The following is a 23760-nucleotide window of genomic DNA, read 5'->3' on the forward strand; positions in this document are numbered from 1 at the left end:
CGGTGCTTATTTTATATTAATTCAATTTTAGTAGCGTGAGCTAATTTTAACTCAATTGTTTCATTGACAACGTAAACATCTACTAATCCATCTTCATATAATCTTTTGCCATCTTTTGAGAATTGAAAGAATGTATATTCTAATTCAGATAGTGGAATATCGATACTTTCATTTTCATTTGAATAACGCACATGGGTAGCATCAAATGGTTCAGCATTATTTATAAATGAAGCAATGTTCATAAAAAATGTGCCTTCTAATAATTGTGTCTTTTTATATTTAATTTCAGAATTTAAAGTTGGTGGCTTTGCACCGCCTTCTAAAATTTCACGATTCCATTCACGATTGTCTTCAAAAGCAATTGGCGTTTCTCCACTTTTTAATCCTTTTTTTAAATGCTCTAATTCTACCTTTCTATCATCAAAAATCCAAGTTGATGGATCAAGTGTAATATTAAATTTAACTTTACCTAAAATTTGAATAATCATTATAAGACCCCTTTATTATATTATCGCCTTAATTATATCATATTTGATTTGACCTTTAAGACTTGCAATTTGTTAAAATTATCGATAAACTTTTAAAGTATAAACGATTGAAAGAGGGAGTATGTCATGAGCGAAATGAACTATAAACAAAAGGCATATGACCAGCTAAAATTAGACGCTGATAAAATCATGCAATTGATTAAAGTTCAAATGGACAATTTGACGATGCCTCAATGTCCACTTTATGAAGAAGTTTTAGATACACAAATGTTTGGGTTAAGTAAAGAAGTTGATTTCGCAATTCGATTAAATTTAATTGAAGAAGAAGTTGGTAAACAACTATTAACACAACTTGAAAAAGAACTTTCAAAGTTACACGATGCTTTTACTAATATTTAGTGAGTCTAGCGATAGGCTCACTTTTTTCAATAAGATTTCATGAACATTTATTAACTATCCAATGAAAAAGTAAAGAAATGTAGGGATAACGTGGGTAAAATAGCAAAAAGTATTAGAAATTTTGCACAGAATATTATTAGCTTATCAAAGCACGTAGATTTTACAATTTTGATAACGTATGTTGTTTTATGTTTAATTGGTTTGGTAATGATTTATAGTGCCAGTATGGTCGCTGCTACAAGAGGTACGCTGACGAATGGACAGGCAGTTGGGGCATCCTATTTCTTTGTGAGACAATTATTTACAATTTTTTTAAGCTTTGGGATTGTTTTCTTTTTAACGTATTTTTTTGATGTAAGAATATTAAAGAATAGAAAAGTACAGCAAATGATGATAGTTTCTATTATGGTACTATTGGTGATAACAAGAATAACGGCAGGAAACGTTAACGGTGCATACAGTTGGTTAAACTTAGGATTTATGCAATTTCAAACATCAGAATTATTAAAGATTATCGCCATACTTTATTTAGCTTATATTTATGATGCTAAAACAAGAAATGGCATGCAAATTGAGAAAATGAATATGGAGATTTTTGCACCTCTTATATTATTAGGTGTGTGTTGTGGATTGGTATGGATTCAAAATGATACAGGTACAACTATGTTAGTTGTTGCGATTATCGGTTCAATATTTTTATACTCAGGTATTGCGTTTAAAGCTTTAATGAAAGTTTTAAGTATCATTTTCTTAGGTGGTATAGCTATAGCTTTTATTAACTTTTTAATGTATGGAAAAATTTTACAAGACTATCAATTGAAACGCTTTACAGTCATTGCTAATCCATTTAGCGATGAAGCTGGTGACGGTTACCATTTAAGTAACTCATTGCTTGCAATCGGTAATGGTGGTTTGTTTGGTAAAGGATTAGGTAATGGTGTGATGAAATTAGGTTACTTACCAGAGCCACATACAGATTTTATATTCGCAGTCATTTCTGAAGAGTTAGGCTGGGTTGGTGTTATTTTCATCATTTCATTATTATTTTACCTAGTGTATAGAGGATTTATGTATGCAGCACTTACAAACAACACTTTTTATAAATTAACATGTGTTGGCGTAAGTAGTTATATTGGTATTCAAGCCTTTATTAACTTAGGTGGGATTTCTGGTTTGATTCCATTAACCGGCGTACCATTACCATTTTTAAGTTATGGTGGTTCAAGTTTGATTAGTTTATCTATTGCAATCGGTTTATTGCTACTTGTTTCTAAACATATTAATGATGATATCGCTTACAAAAAACGTTGTATATAATTACGACGTTTTTTTATTGGCAATTTAGTGACAAAACGTTTATTTACCAACTTTTATTGAAGCAGTTGATATAATAAAGGGGTAGTGTATACATCGTAAAGATCTAGGAGGCATTGATATGAAGCATATTAAAAAGTTACTTGTCGCAAACCGTGGAGAAATTGCCATTCGTATTTTTCGTGCAGCAACAGAATTAGATATCCCGACGGTTGCAATATACTCTAAGGAAGATTTAGGTGCCTTACATAGAAATAAAGCTGATGAATCTTATTTAATCAGTGAAGATTTAGGGCCCACAGAGAGTTATTTGAGCATTGAACATATTATTCAAATTGCAAAAAAATGTGGTGCAAATGCGATTCATCCTGGATATGGGTTCTTAAGTGAAAATAAACAGTTTGCAGAACGCTGTAAAGCAGAAGGAATTATTTTTATTGGTCCTGATAGTACGCATTTAGATATGTTTGGAGACAAAGTGAAGGCAAGAACCCAAGCATTAAATGCAAATTTACCAGTGATTCCTGGTAGCAAAAATGCTGTTAATGGATTTGAAGAAGTTGAACAATTTGCAAATGAAAATGGTTATCCAATTATCATAAAAGCCATCTCTGGTGGTGGTGGGAAAGGGATGCGCATCGTTGAGCATCCAAGTGAATTAGAAGATGCATATCAACGTGCAAAATCTGAAGCAAAAAAATCATTTGGTAATGATGAAGTGTATGTTGAAAAATTTATTAAAAATCCTAAACATATTGAAGTACAAGTGTTGGGAGACCAATATGGCAATTTAGTTCATTTATATGAAAGAGATTGTTCAGTTCAACGTCGTCATCAAAAAGTCGTAGAAGTTGCACCATCAGTTGGTTTGTCTGATGCATTAAGAAATCGTATTTGTGAAGCAGCAGTACAATTGATGTCTCATATTAATTATATTAATGCAGGTACTGTTGAATTTCTTGTAAGTGGTGATGATTTTTATTTCATTGAAGTTAATCCACGTGTTCAAGTCGAACATACGATTACTGAAATGATTACAGGTATCGATATAGTAAAAACACAAATTTTAATTGCTGATGGGGAAAATTTATTTGGTGAACGTATTGAAATGCCTCAACAATCTGAAATTAAACCGCATGGATATGCCATTCAATGTCGAGTAACGACAGAAGATCCTTTAAATGATTTTATGCCTGATACGGGTACAATCATGGCTTATCGCTCAAGTGGTGGTTTTGGTGTTCGGTTAGATGCAGGGGATGGATTCCAAGGTGCAGAGATTTCTCCATATTACGATTCATTACTTGTAAAACTTTCAACGCATGCCATGACTTTTAAACAAGCTGAAGAAAAAATGGTCAGAAGTTTAAAAGAGATGCGTATTCGTGGGATTAAAACGAATTTGCAATTTTTGATTAATGTAGTAAAGCATCCTGATTTTATTAGTGGTGATTATAATACAAATTTCTTGGACGAAAATAAATCGTTATTTGATATTCAACCACCTAGAGATAGAGGTACAAAAACTTTAGAGTATATCGCAAATGTTTCTATCAATGGTTTTCCCGGCGTGCAAACAAAAGAAAAACCCGTATTTGAATTACCTAAAATTGATATTCAAACGCCAAGTTCATTACATGGGACAAAACAATTACTAGATTTACATGGCCCAGAATATGTTTCAAATTGGGTAAAAAATCATAAAGAAGTATTAATTACAGATACAACATTTAGAGATGCACATCAATCATTACTTGCTACGCGTGTTAGAACGAAAGATCTATTAGATATTGCGCCACAAACGAGTCATTATTTAAGTGATGCCTTTTCATTAGAAATGTGGGGTGGTGCAACATTTGATGTTGCATATAACTTCTTAAAGGAAAATCCATTTGCACGTTTAGAAAAATTGCGTGAAAAAGTTCCTAATGTATTATTCCAAATGCTATTACGTGCATCAAATGCAGTAGGTTATAAAAATTATCCGGACAATGTTGTTGTTAAATTTATTGAAGAAAGTGCTAAAGCAGGTATTGATGTCTTTAGAATATTTGATTCATTAAACTGGTTGGATCAAATGAAAGTAGCTAACGAAGCAGTTCAAAAAATGGGCAAAATTTCTGAAGGTGCAATTTGTTATACGGGTGATATTTTAAATGTAGAGCGTTCAAATGTTTATACGCTAGATTATTACACTAAAATGGCTAAAGCAATGGAAAGAGAAGGATTCCATATTTTAGCGATTAAAGATATGGCAGGTCTATTAAAACCTGAAGCAGCATATGAATTAATCAGTGCTTTAAAAGCAACGGTAGATTTACCAATTCATTTACATACACACGACACAAGTGGTAATGGTGTTATGTTGTACTCAAGAGCGATTGATGCAGGTGTCGATATTGTAGATACTGCTTTAGGTGCAATGAGTGGATTAACGTCACAACCAAGTGCTAATACACTTTATTACGCACTAAGTGGAAAAGAGCGTCAAATTAAAGCGGATATTGATCATTTAGAAAATTTATCGCATTATTGGGCATTAACAAGAAATTATTATCAAGATTTTGAAAGTGATATTAAGAGTCCACATACTGAAATTTATAAACATGAAATGCCGGGTGGTCAATATTCAAATCTTGAGCAACAAGCAAAAAGTTTAGGTTTAGGCGACCAATTCAATCAAGTTAAAGACATGTATCAACGTGTGAATTTGATGTTTGGTGATATCGTAAAAGTGACTCCATCTTCTAAAGTTGTTGGAGATATGGCTTTATATATGGTTCAAAATGAACTTGATGAAAAAAGCATTCTTGAAAAAGGTAATACGTTAGATTTCCCAGAATCTGTTGTATCATTCTTTAAAGGAGAAATTGGTAGACCGGTAAATGGCTTCCCTGAGGATTTACAAAAAGTAATTTTAAAAGGTCAAAAAGCAATCGATGTAAGACCAGGAGAATTATTAGAGCCAGTTGATTTTGATGCATTAAAAGAAAAACTTCAATCAAAACAACAAAAACCGGTTTCTGAGCAAGATCTAATTAGTTATGCATTATATCCAAAAGTATACGAACAATATATGCAAACAACTGAAAAATTCGGTGATGTTTCATTATTAGATACACCAACATTCTTTTATGGTATGAGAAAAAATGAAACAGTTAAAATCGATATAGATGAAGGAAAAACATTAGTTGTGCATTTATTAAGTATTGGTCATGCACATGAAGATGGTTATCGTTGGGTTTATTTTGATTTGAACGGTATGCCAAGAAAAGTATATGTGAAAGATGAACATGTTGAATCAACAGTAAAATCTATTCCAACAGCAGATGCAAAAAATCCTTCACATATTGGTGCACAAATGCCAGGTACTGTAAGTGAAGTAAAAGTTGCAGTGAATGATAAAGTTACAAAAGGACAAGCATTAATTGTAACTGAAGCAATGAAAATGGAGACGACAATTCAAGCACCATTTGACGGTACAATAAAAGCGATTCATGTTAAAGCAAATGATGCGATTAAAACAAGAGATTTATTAATTGAAATTGAACAATAAAAAAATGAGTGCCTCGGCACTCATTTTTATTTTGCTCTATTGATTAATAAAATAAAGTAACATAATAGACCAAATAATAAAGTAATGAATAAAGCATGTAATAATGCGATATATAAATTAAGCATTGTAAAGATACTTAATGCGCCTGTTAATACTTGCAAACAAATTAATGTTAAAGCAATGATAAAACCATATTTGATGACACGATATTGCTGATAATTTTTAATTGCATGAATGGATGTGTAAACAATCCATATAAATAATATGAAAGCAAGTGTTCTGTGACTCATTTGAACCCATTCAAAGAATGTTTGTGGCAATTCAATGGTACCTGATTTACATAACGGCCAGCTTAAACAAGCTAAACTTGCACTTGCATGTCTTACTAATGCACCACTATAAATTACAATATAAATATAACTTGTCAGTCCAATGATATTTTTTCTAAGATGACTACCTAAAACAAGTTGTGTTGCATCAAACTTTTTATCGATTTCAAATATTAATAATGTGAGTAAAAGCACAGAACTAAAACTAATCAAAGAAATACCAAAGTGTGCAGCAAGTATAAAATCATTTTGTTGCCAAACGACCGCTGCTGCGCCAATCAATGCTTGTGCAAATATGAAGGCTAAACTCATTGTACATAAGAATTTCGTTTCTCGCTTATATCTTATGTGTTTCATTGATAATACAACTAACCAAGTTACTGAAATTAAAGCTAATCCAGAAATACCTCGATGTGCTAGCTCTATTAATGTCTCTCTTGGGATTTCAGTTGGTAAAAATTGACCGTGGCATAATGGCCAGCTTCGTCCGCATCCATCTGCAGAACCTGTTTTAGTAACTAATGCACCACCAATTTGAACAAATAGCATTAATAATGTCGTGACGATGGATAACCATTTTAAATTCTTTTCCTTTAACAAATCAAACACTCCTAGTAAGTATTAAGTGTATAATGTAAACTTTATTACGTTCATAGATAGGTATATACTTAAGTTATAGTATATCAATCTATTCGTATTGTAAATGTGTCACATTAGTGAATATTTAAGAATTTAAACCTTCACGAAAAATGTCACAATTTAATTTCGAAAATGTATAGAAAATGTGACAGTTTTCATATATTATTGTTATTATATGCGTTAGTATTGTTGAAGGAGGGGAAAAATGCAAAATGGACAAGTCATAAATGGCGTTAATGCTATCAATGATCGATTGACTGCAAAGGATGTAAAGGCAATCATTAAACTTGGACTCGTTCAAGGGAATCTTATTCCAACATTTGCTGCTGCATTTGTTGCAATCATTATGACACATCGTTCATTTCTGGGTAGTGTACCTGAACTGATAACAATGCTATTAGGATCATCTTTGATAATGGCAGGTAGTTGTGCATTTAATAACTATTATGATCAGGACATTGACAAAATTATGCCGAGTAAGCAAAATAGACCATCTGTTACGGGTAAAATTAATGCAAAACAACTTGTGATGCTGAGTGTTTTACTTATTATTATAGGTGAGTTGTTACTGTTTTTTATTAATTTTGAAACAGGTGTACTTGGATTTATCGGTGTGATTGGATATGTTGTTCTTTATTCAATCTGGTCAAAACGTCATCTCGTTGCAAATACTGTTATTGGAAGTTTTCCTGGTGCGATGCCGCCACTTATTGGTTGGGCTGCAATTGATGCTGATTTATCAAAAACAGCATGGATGCTTTTTGCCATAATGTTTATATGGCAACCAATTCACTTTTATGCTTTAGCAATAAAGCGAAGTGAGGAGTACAAATTAGCAAATATTCCGATGTTACCTTCTGTAAAAGGCTTTAACAGAACTCGAATATCAATGCTATTTTGGGTACTTTTGTTGTTACCTACACCGTTTTTAATGCCTGAATTAGGTACAGTTTATGTCGGACTTGCAACGATATTAAATGTACTTTGGTTATTGTTGACGGTAACTGGGTTTAAAGCAGATGTGAAAAAGAATAAATGGGCTACGACAATGTTTGTATATTCTTTGAACTATTTGCTAATATTTTTTGCTATGATAGTGGTAGTAACATTAATTCAAATGATTTGAATAAGTGAGTGAAAGAGGGGTTAGTTTTAATGAAGAACAATCTTAAAAATGTAAAGCTATTCGGTTTAATGTCATTATTAATGATGATGCTTGCTGGATGTGGTAAACCTTATTTATCAGCTTTACGACCAGCGGGGGAAGTTGCGCAAGAGCAATTTAACTTAATGATGTTAGCAGTTTACATCATGATTTTAGTAATCGTTGTTGTAACAGTAATTTTCATTTTAGCTGTAATTAAATTCCGTCGTGGAAAAGTAGGAGAAAACTTTGTACCTAAAGATGTACATGGTAATCACAAATTAGAAATCGTTTGGACTTTAATTCCAATCATCCTTTTAACGATTTTAGCAATTCCTACTGTTGCATTAACTTTTAAATTAGCAGATACAAAAGCTATGGATAAAGTTGATTCAAAAGGTCAAAACAAAGAAATGATCGTCAATGTTACTGCAAATTTATACTGGTGGGAATTTGAATATCCTAATCAAAAAATCGTAACAAGCCAAGAGTTGGTTGTACCAACAGATACAAAAGTGTACTTTAGATTACATTCTGCTGACGTTAAACACTCATTCTGGATTCCAGCTGTCGGTGGTAAAATGGATACAAACGTTGAAAACATCAACAAATTCTATTTAATCTTTGATAGCAAAAAAGCACAAGATGCTAATAATGTTTTCTATGGTAAGTGTGCTGAGTTATGTGGACCTTCACATGCATTAATGGACTTTAAAGTTAAGACAATGTCTAAAGACGATTTCAAAACTTGGGTTGCTAAAATGCAAGATGTGAAAAAAGCAAAACCTGCATTAACTGCTGAAGCTAAGCAAGGTGAAAAAGTATTTAAACAATCTTGTCAAGGTTGTCACGCGGTTACACCAACAGGTAAAGGTGCTAAAGGACCAAACTTAACAACATATGGTGATAGAACACGCGTTGCTGGTGTTTTAGATCACAATGAAGAAAACTTAAAGAAATGGATTAAAGATCCAGAAGCTATTAAACCAGGAAATAAAATGACTGGTCAATACAAAGTATCTGATTCAGATATCGATGCTTTAGCAAAATATTTAATGGAACGTAAAGTAGAAGAGTAGTAAATAAAGGGAGGTTACACAATTGGCTACACAGAAAAAACGTGGTTTAATCATGGAGTACTTAACGACAGTAGACCATAAGAAAATTGCAATTTTGTACTTGATCATGGGTGGATTGTTCTTCGCCATGGGTGGTATCGAAGCAATGTTAATTCGTATTCAACTTGCTGTACCTAATAATAGTATTGTATCTGCAGGTTTATTTAACCAAATCATTACAATGCATGGTACGACAATGATTTTCTTAGCAGCAATGCCATTATTATTTGCATTTATGAATGCGGCTGTACCATTACAAATTGGTGCACGTGACGTTGCATTCCCATTCTTAAATGCTTTAGGTTTTTGGTTATTCTTCTTCGGTGGAATTTTCTTAAACTTATCTTGGATCATGGGAGGCGCACCTGATGCAGGTTGGACTTCTTATGCTTCATTATCTTTAGCTTCACCTGGTCACGGGATTGACTTTTATGCATTAGGTTTACAAATTTCTGGTGCAGGTACGTTAATTGCGGGTATTAACTTCTTAGTTACAATCATCAATATGAGAGCACCTGGTATGACTTATATGCGTATGCCATTATTTACTTGGACTACATTCGTAGCAAGTGCATTAATCGTATTTGCATTCCCACCATTAACAATTGGTTTATTCTTATTAATCTTTGATAGAATGTTCGGAACAGGTTTCTTCGTAGTATCACAAGGTGGTAATACAATCATTTGGGAACACTTATTCTGGATCTTCGGTCACCCTGAAGTATATATTTTAGTATTACCAGCTTTCGGTATTTTCTCAGAAATTTTTGCAACGTTCTCAAGAAAACGTTTATTCGGTTACTCTGCAATGGTATTTGCAACAGTATTAATCGGTTTCTTAGGGTTCATGGTATGGGCTCACCACATGTTTACTGTAGGTATGGGTCCAACTGCAAACGCTATTTTCGCAGTAGCAACAATGGCAATCGCAGTACCAACTGGTGTTAAAATCTTTAACTGGTTATTAACAATTTGGGGCGGTAGTATTGAATTTACTACTCCAATGTTATACTCATTAGCATTTATCCCATCTTTCGTTATGGGTGGTGTTACTGGTGTAATGCAAGCATCTGCACCAGCTGACTATCAATATCATGATTCATACTTTATCGTAGCGCATTTCCATTACGTTATCGTTGGTGGTGTTGTATTCGCATTATTAGGCGGATTACATTTCTACTTCCCATTAATGTTTGGTAAAATGTTAAGCGAAAAATTAGGTAAAGTTGCATTCGTATTATTCTTTATTGGTTTCCATTTAACATTCTTAGTACAACACTTCTTAGGATTAATGGGTATGCCAAGACGTGTGTTCACTTACCTTCCAGGTCAAGGTTATGACACATTCAACTTAATTTCTACAGTAGGTGCCTTTACAATGGCATTAGCTGTAATTATTTTATTAATCAACGTTGTGATGACTTTAGCTAAAGGTAAACGCGTTGGTCGCGATGCATGGGGAGATGGCCGTACTTTAGAATGGTCATTACCACAACCAATTCCTTTCTATAACTTTGCTCAAACACCATTAATTCGTGGCTTAGATGCATTTGCTTTAGAGAAAAAAGAAGGAAATGGTGAAATGTTACCGGCTGAATCATTAGGTGATATTCATATGCCTAATAATTCTATCTTACCTTTTGTACAATCTTTAGGATTATTTGTAGCAGCATTTGGTGCTTTATACATTTCAGATGGCCAAAAATGGGCATTAGAAGCTGTTAAAGCATTGCCTGAAAAACCTTGGGCAGTATTTGTATTAATCATTGGTTTAGCTATTACTGCAGGTGCTATGATTGCACGTTCATTAAAAGATGATTTAGGTTATCATATTACAAAAGAAGAGTTAATCGAGTATGAAAGAGGTGTTAAATAATGGCGCATCATGAAGAAAAAATGACGCTTGAGAGATGGCCAAGTCATCCTGAAACAGCTTCTTTAGAAGGTAAAAATAAGCTGATTGGATTTTGGATTTTCTTAGGTGGAGAAACTGCATTATTCGCTTCACTATTTGCTACTTATTTAGCACTAAAAGATCATGTTCCAAGTGAAGATCATTTATTAGCAAAAGATTTATTCCACTTACCATTAGCTTTTGTAATGACAATGTTATTATTAACATCATCATTAACAAGTGTTTATGCAATCTTTAAAATGAAAAACTTTGATTTTAAAGGTATGGTAACTTGGTTAATTATTACTGTTATTTTAGGTTTAGGATTCTTAGGGTTAGAAATTTATGAGTTTGTTGAATACATTCATCAAGGTCATACTTTCCGTTCAAGTGCATTCGGTTCAAGTTTCTACTTCTTAGTTGGAACGCACGGTTTCCACGTATTAATTGGTTTAGTATGGATTACATTGTTAATCATCCGAAACATGAAACGTGGCTTATCAGTATACAATGCTGCTAAATTTAATACAGCTGCATTATACTGGCACTTTATCGATGTTGTATGGGTATTTATCTTTACAGTAGTTTACTTGTTAGGAGTGTTAGGCTAATGACAAATCAATTTAACGAAGCAAAGCATAAATTCGAATTACGTAAACGTACAGAAGAAATGAGAATGCAAGTAACAACATTCGGTATTATGATTTTCTTAACTTTAGTTGCATTTGCAATGGTTGCAGCTGGCTTAAGTAAAGAATTCGTTATCCCAGCAGTTTTATTACTTGCTGTCATTCAAGTTATTTTACAATTTTATTATTTCATGCATATGTCACATAAAGGACATGGTGTCGCGAAATTATTTATCTTCTCAGGTATTGTAGTCGCAATTTCATTTATCGTAATGGCTTTATACATTACTTGGTTAGGAGATCCTTTAAAATAATCATTAAACAGCCGGAGCTTTAGCTTCGGTTGTTTTTAATTTTTGAGCGTTTTTTGACAAAAAATTGTCTTAAATTTGAATGAATAAGCATTGAATAATACGGTATAATGTAAGTAATTATATGTATGGAGTGGTGTTATGGAGAAGTTAAGTTCCATTAAAATTTTTGGTTTTTTTGCAAATTGGAGTCCATTCTTTTTTGTGGCATTAATATTTGTTTCGATTGTATTTTTCTTGATAACAGTGAAATGGAGAAAAGACATTCCAAATAGTCGTCCTTTAACTAAATTTGAAGGTATTTTATTTATCTTTTTAATGGTTTTAATTTATATTGTCAAAGGATCACCAATTGATTTATTGAGCCACATCATGTTTAGCTTCCATATGTTGCAAATGGCAATTTTGTATTTATTAATTATTCCGTTATTATACTTTGCAGTACCAAATTATTTAATTGACTATGTGATTTCATTGTCTGGTATTAAGAAGCCATTTGAATTTTTATCAAAGCCAATACTTGCAATTTTCTTATTTAATGGTATATTTTCTATTTATCATTTACCTGTAGTTCTTGACTATTTAAAACAGCAAGCAACATTACATTCGTTATTTACTATATTAATGAGTGTATCTGCATTTTTAATGTGGTATGCAGTATTTAATAAAACGAGCTTGCCTAGAAAGCAATTAACGGGTTTACAAAAGTTATTTTTTATTTTTATGATTGGTGTATTATTAACGCCTTCATGTGGTTTAATCATTTTTGCGCAAAAGCCGATGTATAAAACTTATACAGAGCCGTCAGCTTGGATGGGTGCGATGAGTTTATGTGTACCGACAGATACATTATCTGACGTATTACAAAATAGTAGTATTAGTGGACCACAATACTTTAGTAATATGACACCTAAAGATGACCAACAAACAGGTGGCGTAATTATGAAAGTTTTACAAGAAGTTTTCTTTGGCTTTATGCTGTTTTTTGTATTTTATAGATGGTATAAAGAAGAAAGAATTGATCCCGATGTGATTACACAAAGAGATCTTGAAGAACACAATAAACAAAAAGCGTATTTTAAACAATTTGAATCATAGGAGGAAAATATGAATTTACCAATATTACCTACGATTAGCACAAGTTTTATCGTCATAAGTGCGATACTTGTAGCAATTGGGTGGACATTAATTGCAAGAGGTAAAGTTGAGCAACATAAAAAAGTAATGCTCGCAGCAGGAGCTGCAGCACTAACATTTTTTATTATATATGCTACAAGAACTGTATTTATTGGGAATACTGCTTTTGGTGGACCTGATGATATCAAAAAATATTATACGATATTTTTAATTTTTCATATTAACTTAGCAACAATCGGTGGTGTAATGGGCTTAATTTGTATCATTACTGGCCTTAAAGATAAATTGAAAATTCATCGTAGATTAGGACCAATTGCTTCTGTTGTTTGGTTCTTTACAGCAATTACTGGTGTAGCTGTTTATTTATTACTTTATGTTTTCTATCATGGTGGAGAAACGACATCAGTAATAAAAGCAATCATTGGTGGATAAAAAGATACAAAAAAAAAGTCTGATACATATCAAAATTTTGATGTGTATCAGACTTTTATTTTGTCTATCATTATATTTTGAATTTTATATTGATTGCACCTGATTCAAAGATTGTAACGATGAGGATTAAAATAATTGGTCCTACAAAGAAACCAATAAAGCCCATAAGTTTTAATCCAATAAACATTGCAATTAATGTTGGTAATGGTGATAACCCAACACCATGTCCCATCACTTTAGGCTCTAAAACTTTTCTTTGAACTAATAAAAATAGTGATAAAAGAAGCAATTTAATTGCTAGACTTGGGTCTCCTGCAATATATGCATAGATTGCCCAAGGAATTGTTACACCTGTTGCACCGATAATGGGTAGTAAATCTATAATACAGATAATAATACTCAGCACAAGTGCATTTTCTGGTGTGATAAACAATAAACCAATGAATGTAAAGAACCATGTGATACAAGATAGGATTATAGCGGCACGTAGCATACCAAATATTGATCCAGTAATTTTCTTCCAAACGAATATTGTACGTTCATATGTTTTGTCATAAGTATGATTTCTGATGATTTGATGCATTTTTGGAATTTCTAACATAAATAAAAATAGGGCAACTAAAAATACGAGTCCAGTAATTAGTGCTTCAGGTAAGCTAGAAATAAGAGAAGTAATTCTTTCAACATTAAAGTAATTTAATATAGAATCACGGATTTTGAATAATAAATTTTGTATCTCATCAATAATTTGATTGGTCATACTTTTTGGTAAAAATTCTGCCAGTCGTATCTCAATTTTATCCCATGCCTTCATTAAGTGATTCATTTTCATAGGTAAATCTTTTGCAAATTGAATCAAACTTTCTGCAAGTTTTGTGATAAAGAAATAAGTAAATAACAGTATTGCACCAAGTATGGATGAATAAATAATTGTAACACTCCATTTTCGACTTTTGACTTTCTTCTCTAATAATTTAACGAAGGGTTCAATCATCAATGCAATGACAAGTGCTGCAATTAATGGTATAGAAATGGGAATAATAAAGTAGAAAAATAATAATGCAATAATAACAATGCTAATAATCGTTATATTACGTTTATTAAACCATTTTTTAATCACAAAACTCCTCCTTATTTAAAAAAGTGTGGGACAATTGTCCTACACTTTTTGACTATATTATGATTAAGCTTGAATTGCTTTAATATCAGCTAATACTTTTTCGATTGTTTCTTTACAATGTGCTACCATTTTTTCTGGGTAAATTTCGTCGTCTCCATATTCAACACCAGTTGGGTAATAGTGTTTACCTACATAAGGATCCATCATTTGTAACACAGCATCTTTCGCACCAACATCTCCACTAATTGCATAACCAGGGAAACGTAAATAGTAGATGCCTTCTTTTAAGTTATACTTTAAATCATAAGTAACACGTTCATAATCCCAGTGACCGCCTAAAATAATACCATGTTTATTCATTACATGTTGGATAACAGACTGATCAGCTTGAATTGTTTCGATGCCCGTATTTTCAAATAACATTTTATTTCCTCCCTATCCATTCTTACTTTAATTTTATGATAAAATGCTCGCTTATGCAATCGGATATTTATTTCTAATAAATAATGTTAAAATGTGATATTATATAGTGATTAAATGAAAAGGATGAGGCAATGAGAAACATTATAATTAAAATTATATTAATCGTTGTTGCTGGTACTTTTTTATTCTATTTGTTTTATTCACCGACATTAAAATTTGATGTCTTACAAAATCCTAAAAAAGTAACTAGAACGACTGAACCTATAAACTCTAAAAAAGAAGCACCTACAAATCTACCAAAGCTCGAAAAAGGGGTAGGTACATTTGTTGGTCAAGATGTATCCAATTTTATTAAGTCTTATGGCTATCCAACTCGAATTTATGATTCTAGTTTTTCCTATGAAAATCAAATATATAAAGATAAAGATCAATATTATATCTTAGGGGTAAAGAATAATAAAATTGTGTCTGTATATGCAACTGGTATGATGGCTGACATCCATCCATTTAAAGTTGGCATGCAAAGCGATGTTGTGTTTAACGGTAATCAATTGGTATCAGAACCGATAATCAAAACATCTAAAGGTCAATATCGTTTTGAACTTTCAGAAGTAGACATTAAAACATTACCTTTGATTGAATATGATAATGTTTTTGCGCAAGTATTCATTGATCGTATTTCAAATAAAATTATGGCAATTCAATATATGAATAAAGAGCACTTAATTGAAGTACAGCCATATGCTATGAGTTATAATGGAGAAACGATTGAGCGAACGGCAAATAAGGATGAGCATAAGTTAAGTGAAGTGGCTAAAAATAGTAATAAAGTATTAACCATGTTTGAACTTACAAATATGATGCGTGTGATTCAAGGACGAGATCCTATCAATTCCAATGAACAAATCAATAATATTGCACAAAAAGAAGTATTAAGATTAATGGATGCAAATGAAGAAACGCCAACAGTGGTGAATGATGAAATTGGTAAAGAATTAGATCAGAGAAATATTTCGTATAAAAATCTTGCACAAAATATCGCTGCTAATTTTGATGATGTACCAACTTTAATCAACAGTTGGCTAAACTCTGAACATCATCGTGAAAATTTATTAGATAAATCTGTTAATGAAATGGGCGGTGGTGTTTCAGGAGATTATTATTCTTTAATTTTTATCAAAAATGAAAAATAATAAAGGTGACTTATGATATATGATGAACAATATTTTAAAATTTTAGATTTAAGTGAATCATTGAATCAAATGATTTTAAATTCAAAGGCATATCGTGATTATTATGAACAAACAATGCAGTTAAATGATAGTGAAGTGCAACAATTAAAAAAATCATTTTTACAATATAAAGATATATACGATGAAGTGACACGCTTTGGGCGCTATCATCCAGATTATCAAGAGGTTATGTTAGAGACAAGAAAACGAAAAAAAGCCTATGATATGCATCCGATTGTGATGAAACATAAGCAATTAGAAACTGCATTGCAAAGCTTATTAGATGAGGTCATTATGATTGTTGCAAAAAGTGTTTCAAAAGAAGTGAAAGTTGAGTCAGGTAATCCATTTTTTATTGATCACACATGTAGTACGAATTGTGGATGTTCACATTAGGAGGCTATGATGAATAAATCAGAAAAGAAATTGATTAAAAATTGGAAAAAGAAGATGCAAATTATTCAGTCTGATGATTTATTGTTGTATCATAAGAAGTTTTCGTATTTATTATTTATCAATCACTTTTCGGATTATGTAACGAAGTATCAAAACTATGATTATTTAAAAAAAGTATTATGTATTGGTTGCTATCATGGACATTGGGTAAACCGTATTGATCAACAAACTAACATCAAAGCATTTATCGTTGATCAAAGCCCTAAACTTTTGACATTAAGTATGCATATGTATCCGCATTTTAGCTACCAGTTAATGGACCACCAGCATATTCCTTATAAAGATAAAAAATTTCATTATACTATCATCAACATACCTTTAGATGCTTTGATTGATGTTGAATCAACATTTAAAGAAGTTTACAGAGTTTTGAAAAGAAAAGGACAATGCATTTGTTATATTAGACGTATCACTAAAGTTGAACGCTATTTGGACTTATTAAATCATTTAGGATTTAACAATCTTCACGTTACTCAATATAAAAGCATTACCGTTATAGAAATAAAAAAATAACATTTGGCATCGCCAAATGTTATTTTTTGTATTTTTCTTGAATTAAGTGATGTGCAATATCAGGTCTATCAGTAACAATTGTATGTGCACCTTTTTGTAATAATTGATCCATTTCGTCGATTTGATTCACAACCCAATAACCTACTGCCAAATTTAATGATTGCATAAAGTGTATGAATTTTTCAGAATCTAAACGAATACCTTTTACATTCGTTGGAATTTGGAATGTATCACCTTTTGGTTGGAATAAATGGCCAAAACCACTGTTAAATAAAAGGAAAGCATTACGTACTTCTTGCTCACCTGAACCAATTGCCACTCTGCCATTTGCATATTGATTAAAACGAACAATTTGTTCATCATGGAAACTTGTAACGAGTACTTGATCAAATGCATTTAAATCTTGTATTAGACGATATAATAAACTTGGTACGAGTTGACCAGCTTTTGTAGATGGATGGTCTTTAATATCAATGTTTATTTTTAAATTTGGAAATGCTTTAAGTAGTGATTCTAATGTAACAATTTTAGCATCATTATGTCCTCTATACGTGTATTCACCATTGATATCTTTAAAGTAATAACCAAAGTCTAAAGTTTCTAATTCAGCTAATGTATGATCACTTACTAATCCAGAGCCATTTGAAACTCTGTCAACATTTGCATCGTGTAACACAACAATTTGTTCATCTTTAGTTAAACGAATATCAATTTCAAAACCATCAATATCGTATTGACTTGCAATATTAAATGCAGCCATTGTATGTTCTGGTGCAAGTATTAATCCACCACGATGTGCAAAGACATAAGGTGAACGGTTTCTAAAGAATGGTTTAATCGCTTTTGGTGTTTGTGATACTAATAATTTTGATCCAAAAACACTACCAACATATAAACCACTTGCAATCAATGCTGTTTTAACTGATTTATTCATAAAGTGACCTCCAAAGATTTTTATACTTTATATTTTACCAAAGAAAATGATACTATTAAAGAAACAAAAGCGAGGGAACAACATGACATTAGTTGAAAGAGAAAATATTATTATTTATTTAAAGAATAATAAACACGAACGACAAATTCGAAAATTTGGACATATTGTACATACGAATAAAAAGGATAAATGGGTTTCTATGTATATCAATAAAGATAAATTAGAAGAAACTTTAGCCCAATTTGAAAAGTTAAAATACATAGTGCGAGTTGAAGTATCGCCTTATCAACATTTAAAGGTGGATTACTCAGATAAATAATTTATAGCATTGGCTTTATTATTCGCTGTAGTCTTAATACACCAAGTAAATATTGATAGTATAAATCCGTTTCATAAAAGTGATGACTAGATTTAACATCAAATTCTTGGATAGTGATATGATGATCATTTGCACAAGATTTTAATAAGTCTATTCTTTTATTACTATTAGGATATGGATAAGGCAATGCTTCTAATATTGTATATATTGCTTGAAAATGTGACTCAGGTGTCGGTTGCATGACTAATAGTACTGAGGTCTTAGGATTTTCTTCAAGCGTTGTATGTAAGAACAATAATTTTTCAATTCTTAAATGATTAAATTTCATTAATTCAATCATTTCAAAAATATCACCATATCCTTGTCCTAGTGAGATAAAAGATTGTTTCATTTTATAACCTCCGTTTTTATGTGTTGCATTCATTTTGACATAAAAAAGGATAAATCTAAATGTTTTTTTTGAGGAGAAATAATGAGAGTAATAAGTGGGAAGTATAAAAGATTAACGATTGAAGCACCTAAAGGTATGACGAGTCGCCCGACAACCGATAAAATTAAAGAAACGATATTTAATATTTTAGGGCCGTTAGAAGGCGTTGGATTAGATTTGTTTGCAGGCAGTGGTGGGCTTGGTATTGAAGGCATCAGTAGAGGGTTAGAAAAAGTGATTTTTATTGATGGCAGTTATCAAGCCATTCAAACAATCAAAAAGAATGTGTCTTTTATCGAAGAACCCGTTGAAATTTATAAAAATGATTATAAAAGAGCGTTAAAGGCATTGCATAAGAGAGCAATAAAATTTGATATGGTATTTTTAGATCCTCCATATCAGAAAGACATTGTAAATGAAGTCTTGCCATTATTATTAGAATACGAATTATTAAATCAAGATGCGAGAATTTTAGTTGAATGTGAGAAACAAGAAATCATCGAAACACATGGTTATGAAGTTTTGAAAGATGAAACATATGGCATCACAAAAATTATAATACTTAGGAGTGCGTCATGAAAAAAAGAATTGCGGTAATCCCTGGGAGTTTTGATCCGATTACAAGAGGACATTTAGATATCATTATAAGAAGCGCTAAGTTATTTGATGAAATACATGTATCTGTTCTACACAATACAAAAAAAGAAGGTTTATTTACTGTAGAAGAGCGTATTGCATTGATAGAAGCAGCTGTCTCTGATATTAAAAATGTAAAAGTTAGATATTTTTCCGGATTATTAGTAGATTATTGTCAATCTATTAATGCGAATACAATCGTTAGAGGATTACGCGCTGTCAGTGACTTTGAATATGAAATGCAATTAACGAGTATGAATAAGAAGTTAAACGATGAAATTGAAACATTATATATGATGACCAACAATCAATATTCATTTATTTCATCGAGTATGGCTAAAGAAGTTGCTAAATTTGGTGGCGATGTTACTAGTATAGTACCAAACCATGTAGCTGAAGCATTGTGGTCGAAATTTGATATAAAAAAATAGATATTATAATAATCATTCATTTAAATAAAAACGACTTTAACTACCTGATAACAGGCGTGTTAAAGTCGTTTTTTTTATTTTTTGCGATCATATTATAAAGTTGAGTGGCCTTTATTTCCAAATCGAAATGTATTTTATTACTTTTGTTAATATTCGTTGCAAAATTTATAGTTGAATCTGATTGTTTTAAAGACTTTATATAAGCTTGCCCTTTGTCGTTCATTCCAAGTACTCTAATATGATTAAACTGTTCAAATTTGTTTTTATCTTTTTCTTGTATATTAAACAAAATATATAGCAGTAATCGTTGCAACCTTGCATTTGTATAACGCTTTGTTTGTATTGCTTTAAAAAATGTATCAAAGGATTCATTATTAATCGCAGCCTGTTTTAATCGGTTTTCTAGTCCTTCATACATTGTATAAATTTGTTTTAATTCATCAGTGTCTTTTTGAATTAATGAATAGCGAATATATGGATAGAATTGTGCTAATGTAACACCATCTTTATTGTTCATAAATTCAGGGTTTGGCACAGTATGTGAAACGTCATTTTTCATTAAGAGTTCATTTCTGATGGCAGTAGCACTTGATATATGTCCGGTTAAGAAGCGGTCATTATATTGATTTTGAATGCGTTCAATCGGTAATAATCCAATATTTGCGTTAATTTTTTCAAGTTGAATCATATACTGTAATGCCAATATGGTATTAGATTGAATAACGGATGGGTCTAATAAACGCGCAGCATAGCTAAGCTTATTATTCGTATTTTTTTGATTGGTTTGCAATTGATTTTTTAAATCATTTAATTGGTTTATATCTGCAATTTCAGAGCCGAAGGATAATACATCCGCTTGCAATGATTTTGCAATTTGAACCCCACCATAAGCAAAGTCATCTGCATAACTCATTGCATAAAATTGAGGTAACTCTACGACAAGATCACAAGCTTGTAACGCCATTTTAGTTCTTATAAATTTATTGAAAAATGCGGGTTCACCACGTTGTACAAATTGACCACTCATAATGGCAATGATAACGTGATTAGGGTATATTTTTTTAATTTGATTAATTTGATATAAGTGTCCATTATGAAATGGATTGTATTCTGAAATGATTGCGACAGATTCCACTAGAATAATACCCCCTTTGTAATATATAATATAGATTGTAACAAATTAGCTGTTAAGAAAATATCTTGACAAACTACTATAAAAGAAGTTAAAATAAATTTTGTGTTTGTAAGAGGTGAAACCATATGAAATGGTCTATAACTGAACTCAATAAACATCGTAATGAACCATTTTTATTTGAATCAGATATTACATTAGAACATTTAGTTAAAGATTTACAACTTATTGATTTATCATCTGTGCATGTTTCTGGAAATTTAAATATTAAACGTCACGAAGTGATAGCTGATATTAATATTACTGGACAATATGTAATGACATGTGCAAGATCTTTAGAAGATGTTGCAGTACCTTTTGATATTTCATCAATTGAAATCTTTGATGAAGGTGATTTTGATATAGAAGAAGATGAGAATAGACATGAAATCGTTAACGGTGTTATCGATTTAAAACCGGTAATCGAAGAGCTGATTGTAATCAACAAACCTGTACGTGTGGTAAAAGAGGATGTTGAATTAGAACAGTTAAAGGGTAACGGTTGGGAAGTAATTGATGAAAGTCAGTTGCTTGAAGAAGCAGAACCAAAGGTAGATCCGAGATTTGCTAAACTTCAAAATTTGAAATTTAGCGATGAATCGTAATTAAAGTAAGTATAGGAGGAAAAAATAATGGCAGTTCCTTTCAGAAGAACATCTAAAACAGCAAAAAGAAAACGTCGTACACACTTCAAGTTATCAGTACCTGGTATGGTTGAATGTCCATCATGTGGTGAAATGAAATTATCTCACCGTGTATGTCCAGCTTGTGGTTCATACAATGGTAAAGAAGTTGTTTCAAAATAAGTATCGCATTTGCGATACTTTTTTTTGTCCTTTTTTTGATATTTTTATATTGAAAAAATGTAATTTTTATAAGCCGTAAAATTGTATTTTTTGAATATATTAATTATACTAAGTAATGATTAATTGAGAGGTGGGTATCAAGCGTGAAGATACTATCAAATATAAAAGATAAAGAACAGTCGTTTCTTTATCAAATTACACATCAAGAACTTCAACAACAATTTCATTATGATATTTCGAAGCAATCCTCATATGATAGAAGACTTGAAGTTAATAATAATGGATTAGAAACATCACTAGGTGAAGTGATTGAACAATATATGACCCCATTTGATATTTCTGAATCACAAAAAATGCAACTAGACCATTTAAAAAATGGCGCTAAAGTAGTTATAGGTGGTCAGCAAGCAGGTTTACTTGTTTCACCTACATATACGATTCATAAAATCATTTCAATCATTGTATTAGCAAAAGAACAATCGAAAAAGCTAGGTCAACCCATTGTGCCAGTTTTTTGGATTGCAGGAGAAGACCATGATTTTGATGAAGTCAATCATGCATATATTGTAAAACAGCCAGCAGAGTTAAAGAAGGTAAAGTACTATCAACATGTTGATGTTACTGATTCTGTATCATCACTTTCGATTGAACGAGATAATTTTAAATCTATTATTGATCAATTCATTACTCAGTTAAATGAAACAACTTCTACAAAAGAGATTTATAATTGGATAAAATCTTTACCTCAACAGTCGGTTCAATGGACAGATCAATTTGCTTTATTGATACAATCTTTATTTAAACATCATGGTTTATTATTGATTGATAGCCATTTTGCACCACTTAGAAAGTTAGAAGTGCCAATGTTTGAAAAAATGATAAATGCACACGAAAAAATACATGAATCATTTATAAAAGACCAAGAAGCAATGTATCAGCTTATTCAAGAAAAACAGATAATAACAGATTCAAATGTTCATCTATTTGTTTCTTATGAAGAAAAGCGTGAATTACTTAAATACGATGGTGAATTTTATATTTTAGGAAAATCAGATGTGAGATTAACGAAGTCTGAACTATTAAAAATGTTACATGATACGCCTGAGCGTTTTTCGAATAATGTTGTTACAAGGCCGTTGATGCAAGAAATGCTGTTTAACACACTTGCGTTTATCGGTGGTCCTTCTGAAGTGAAGTACTGGGGAGAATTGAAATCTGTTTTCGAATGTTTCGACATGAAAATGCCGCTCGTTGTTCCACGTATGCGTATGACGTATATTAATGAACAAATATTGAAATATATTAATAAATTTGAATTCAATTTAGAAAATATTATCGTTCATGGATTAGGCGAATATGAAAAAACATATGTATTTGAGAAAGAAGATAAAGATTTATTAAATGCATTAAATGCGTTAAAACATCAAATTGATGAAAAGTATTTACAATTGTCTAATGAAATGGCGGAATCTATAGAGCTTAAATTGTTGTTAGGTAATAATGTGATGCATCACCAGGCACAGTTTGACTATTTTAAGAAACATTATAAAAAAATGATTAAACGTCAATATCATCATGAAATTAATGTGATTCGTACATTAGAATATACATTGCACCCTAGAAACGGATTACAAGAACGTACGATGCATCCCCTTCAATTATTGAATCAATATGGTACATCATTATTTGATGATGTATTAAATCAAATTGAAAGTTATACATTCGACCACTTGGTAATCCAACCATAATATTTTTTATTATTAGTACTAATATTTGTAGATAGATTTACCATATAAATTTAAATTTTGTTTGAAATTTAATATTTTTTGGGAAAGCCCTCCACTTTGTAAAAATGCAAAGTGGAGGGCTTTTTTTATTGTTTTCATATTTTTTTATGTT

General features: G+C 31.4%; 26 protein-coding genes. 19 read left to right on the forward strand and 7 right to left on the reverse strand.

Annotated features, from left to right (window positions below; translation table 11 throughout):
• Nucleotides 1–11: 11 nt before the first annotated feature.
• Nucleotides 12–485: a hypothetical protein gene (locus tag ER639_RS00705; RefSeq protein WP_129064407.1), complete on the reverse strand. Its 474-nt coding sequence runs from the start codon at nucleotides 483–485 to the stop codon at nucleotides 12–14.
• Nucleotides 486–614: 129 nt separating this feature from the next.
• On the opposite strand from ER639_RS00705, the gene ER639_RS00710 reads away from it, so the two are divergent.
• The 3 genes from ER639_RS00710 to ER639_RS00720 all read left to right on the forward strand — a co-directional run bounded on the left by ER639_RS00710 (nucleotide 615) and on the right by ER639_RS00720 (nucleotide 5757).
• Nucleotides 615–887 carry an Fpa/YlaN family protein gene (locus ER639_RS00710; RefSeq protein ID WP_129063831.1) on the forward strand — a complete coding sequence of 91 codons (273 nt, stop codon included), beginning with the start codon at nucleotides 615–617 and terminating at the stop codon, nucleotides 885–887.
• A gap of 90 nt (nucleotides 888–977) precedes the next feature.
• A complete protein-coding gene (locus ER639_RS00715; protein WP_240663968.1) occupies nucleotides 978–2204 on the forward strand; it encodes an FtsW/RodA/SpoVE family cell cycle protein in 1227 nt (408 codons plus the stop codon).
• A 118-nt stretch (nucleotides 2205–2322) separates the two neighbouring features.
• Complete coding sequence (locus tag ER639_RS00720) at nucleotides 2323–5757, forward strand: pyruvate carboxylase (RefSeq protein ID WP_129063832.1); 3435 nt, start codon at nucleotides 2323–2325, stop codon at nucleotides 5755–5757.
• 26 nt (nucleotides 5758–5783) lie between these two features.
• On the opposite strand, the gene ER639_RS00725 is transcribed toward ER639_RS00720, so the two are convergent.
• Entirely contained in the window at nucleotides 5784–6686 is a 903-nt protein-coding gene (locus ER639_RS00725; protein WP_129063833.1) for a COX15/CtaA family protein, read from the reverse strand.
• A gap of 244 nt (nucleotides 6687–6930) precedes the next feature.
• Between ER639_RS00725 and cyoE the strand changes: the two genes are divergently transcribed.
• From cyoE to ER639_RS00760, 7 genes are all read left to right on the forward strand, one after another.
• Nucleotides 6931–7851: a heme o synthase gene (gene cyoE / locus ER639_RS00730; protein ID WP_129063834.1), complete on the forward strand. Its 921-nt coding sequence runs from the start codon at nucleotides 6931–6933 to the stop codon at nucleotides 7849–7851.
• Nucleotides 7852–7880: 29 nt separating this feature from the next.
• Nucleotides 7881–8948 carry a cytochrome c oxidase subunit II gene (coxB, locus tag ER639_RS00735; protein ID WP_129063835.1) on the forward strand — a complete coding sequence of 356 codons (1068 nt, stop codon included), beginning with the start codon at nucleotides 7881–7883 and terminating at the stop codon, nucleotides 8946–8948.
• A gap of 52 nt (nucleotides 8949–9000) precedes the next feature.
• Nucleotides 9001–10863 carry a cytochrome c oxidase subunit I gene (gene ctaD, locus ER639_RS00740; RefSeq protein ID WP_129064409.1) on the forward strand — a complete coding sequence of 621 codons (1863 nt, stop codon included), beginning with the start codon at nucleotides 9001–9003 and terminating at the stop codon, nucleotides 10861–10863.
• A complete protein-coding gene (locus tag ER639_RS00745; RefSeq protein ID WP_129063836.1) occupies nucleotides 10863–11492 on the forward strand; it encodes a cytochrome c oxidase subunit 3 in 630 nt (209 codons plus the stop codon). Before ctaD ends, ER639_RS00745 begins: the two co-directional genes overlap by 1 nt.
• Nucleotides 11492–11824 (forward strand): cytochrome C oxidase subunit IV family protein, encoded by a 333-nt coding sequence (locus ER639_RS00750; protein ID WP_129063837.1) that lies wholly within the window; start codon nucleotides 11492–11494, stop codon nucleotides 11822–11824. The genes ER639_RS00745 and ER639_RS00750 overlap by 1 nt, the downstream gene beginning before the upstream one ends.
• A gap of 138 nt (nucleotides 11825–11962) precedes the next feature.
• Nucleotides 11963–12919 carry a cytochrome c oxidase assembly factor CtaG gene (gene ctaG / locus ER639_RS00755; protein WP_129063838.1) on the forward strand — a complete coding sequence of 319 codons (957 nt, stop codon included), beginning with the start codon at nucleotides 11963–11965 and terminating at the stop codon, nucleotides 12917–12919.
• A gap of 9 nt (nucleotides 12920–12928) precedes the next feature.
• Nucleotides 12929–13390 carry a DUF420 domain-containing protein gene (locus ER639_RS00760; RefSeq protein ID WP_129063839.1) on the forward strand — a complete coding sequence of 154 codons (462 nt, stop codon included), beginning with the start codon at nucleotides 12929–12931 and terminating at the stop codon, nucleotides 13388–13390.
• A gap of 70 nt (nucleotides 13391–13460) precedes the next feature.
• Here ER639_RS00760 and ytvI read toward each other — a convergent pair whose 3' ends face one another.
• Nucleotides 13461–14510: a sporulation integral membrane protein YtvI gene (gene ytvI / locus ER639_RS00765; RefSeq protein WP_240663969.1), complete on the reverse strand. Its 1050-nt coding sequence runs from the start codon at nucleotides 14508–14510 to the stop codon at nucleotides 13461–13463.
• A gap of 63 nt (nucleotides 14511–14573) precedes the next feature.
• On the reverse strand, nucleotides 14574–14933 hold the full coding sequence (locus ER639_RS00770; protein ID WP_129063840.1) for a YugN family protein: 360 nt from the start codon (nucleotides 14931–14933) through the stop codon (nucleotides 14574–14576).
• Between the two features lie 131 nt (nucleotides 14934–15064).
• On the opposite strand from ER639_RS00770, the gene ER639_RS00775 reads away from it, so the two are divergent.
• Genes ER639_RS00775 through ER639_RS00785 form a run of 3 tightly spaced genes read left to right on the forward strand, consistent with a single transcriptional unit; the run spans nucleotide 15065 to nucleotide 17134 of the window.
• On the forward strand, nucleotides 15065–16126 hold the full coding sequence (locus ER639_RS00775; protein WP_129063841.1) for a CAP-associated domain-containing protein: 1062 nt from the start codon (nucleotides 15065–15067) through the stop codon (nucleotides 16124–16126).
• 12 nt (nucleotides 16127–16138) lie between these two features.
• Nucleotides 16139–16561, forward strand: coding sequence for a YlbF/YmcA family competence regulator (locus ER639_RS00780; protein WP_205757680.1), 423 nt, complete (start codon nucleotides 16139–16141; stop codon nucleotides 16559–16561).
• A gap of 9 nt (nucleotides 16562–16570) precedes the next feature.
• Nucleotides 16571–17134, forward strand: coding sequence for a class I SAM-dependent methyltransferase (locus ER639_RS00785; protein WP_164993311.1), 564 nt, complete (start codon nucleotides 16571–16573; stop codon nucleotides 17132–17134).
• Nucleotides 17135–17153: 19 nt separating this feature from the next.
• Here ER639_RS00785 and ER639_RS00790 read toward each other — a convergent pair whose 3' ends face one another.
• Entirely contained in the window at nucleotides 17154–18068 is a 915-nt protein-coding gene (locus ER639_RS00790) for a glycerophosphodiester phosphodiesterase family protein (RefSeq protein ID WP_129063843.1), read from the reverse strand.
• Between the two features lie 82 nt (nucleotides 18069–18150).
• On the opposite strand from ER639_RS00790, the gene ER639_RS00795 reads away from it, so the two are divergent.
• The gene (locus ER639_RS00795) at nucleotides 18151–18387 is read left to right on the forward strand and encodes a DUF2129 domain-containing protein (RefSeq protein ID WP_129063844.1); all 237 of its coding nucleotides are present in this window, start codon (nucleotides 18151–18153) and stop codon (nucleotides 18385–18387) included.
• A 1-nt stretch (nucleotide 18388) separates the two neighbouring features.
• Here the strand turns inward: ER639_RS00795 and ER639_RS00800 are convergent, their stop codons facing one another.
• Nucleotides 18389–18778, reverse strand: a complete 390-nt coding sequence (locus tag ER639_RS00800) for a DUF7147 family protein (RefSeq protein ID WP_129063845.1) — start codon at nucleotides 18776–18778, stop codon at nucleotides 18389–18391.
• A gap of 81 nt (nucleotides 18779–18859) precedes the next feature.
• On the opposite strand from ER639_RS00800, the gene rsmD reads away from it, so the two are divergent.
• Both rsmD and coaD read left to right on the forward strand, forming a co-directional pair.
• Nucleotides 18860–19396 carry a 16S rRNA (guanine(966)-N(2))-methyltransferase RsmD gene (gene rsmD / locus ER639_RS00805; protein ID WP_129063846.1) on the forward strand — a complete coding sequence of 179 codons (537 nt, stop codon included), beginning with the start codon at nucleotides 18860–18862 and terminating at the stop codon, nucleotides 19394–19396.
• Nucleotides 19393–19884: a pantetheine-phosphate adenylyltransferase gene (coaD, locus tag ER639_RS00810; RefSeq protein WP_129063847.1), complete on the forward strand. Its 492-nt coding sequence runs from the start codon at nucleotides 19393–19395 to the stop codon at nucleotides 19882–19884. The genes rsmD and coaD overlap by 4 nt, the downstream gene beginning before the upstream one ends.
• Before the next feature lie 40 nt (nucleotides 19885–19924).
• Here the strand turns inward: coaD and ER639_RS00815 are convergent, their stop codons facing one another.
• Entirely contained in the window at nucleotides 19925–21019 is a 1095-nt protein-coding gene (locus tag ER639_RS00815; protein WP_164993312.1) for a tRNA(Met) cytidine acetate ligase, read from the reverse strand.
• A 125-nt stretch (nucleotides 21020–21144) separates the two neighbouring features.
• Here ER639_RS00815 and ER639_RS00820 point away from each other — a divergent pair, with 125 nt between their 5' ends.
• From ER639_RS00820 to bshC, 3 genes are all read left to right on the forward strand, one after another.
• The gene (locus ER639_RS00820) at nucleotides 21145–21660 is read left to right on the forward strand and encodes a YceD family protein (protein ID WP_129063849.1); all 516 of its coding nucleotides are present in this window, start codon (nucleotides 21145–21147) and stop codon (nucleotides 21658–21660) included.
• A gap of 27 nt (nucleotides 21661–21687) precedes the next feature.
• On the forward strand, nucleotides 21688–21861 hold the full coding sequence (rpmF, locus tag ER639_RS00825; protein ID WP_129063850.1) for a 50S ribosomal protein L32: 174 nt from the start codon (nucleotides 21688–21690) through the stop codon (nucleotides 21859–21861).
• A 143-nt stretch (nucleotides 21862–22004) separates the two neighbouring features.
• A complete protein-coding gene (gene bshC / locus ER639_RS00830) occupies nucleotides 22005–23609 on the forward strand; it encodes a bacillithiol biosynthesis cysteine-adding enzyme BshC (RefSeq protein WP_164993313.1) in 1605 nt (534 codons plus the stop codon).
• The last annotated feature ends 151 nt before the right edge of the window (nucleotides 23610–23760 follow it).

It is taken from the genome of Macrococcus sp. DPC7161 (genome assembly GCF_004117835.1).
In the GTDB taxonomy this organism is placed as follows: domain Bacteria; phylum Bacillota; class Bacilli; order Staphylococcales; family Staphylococcaceae; genus SDSC01.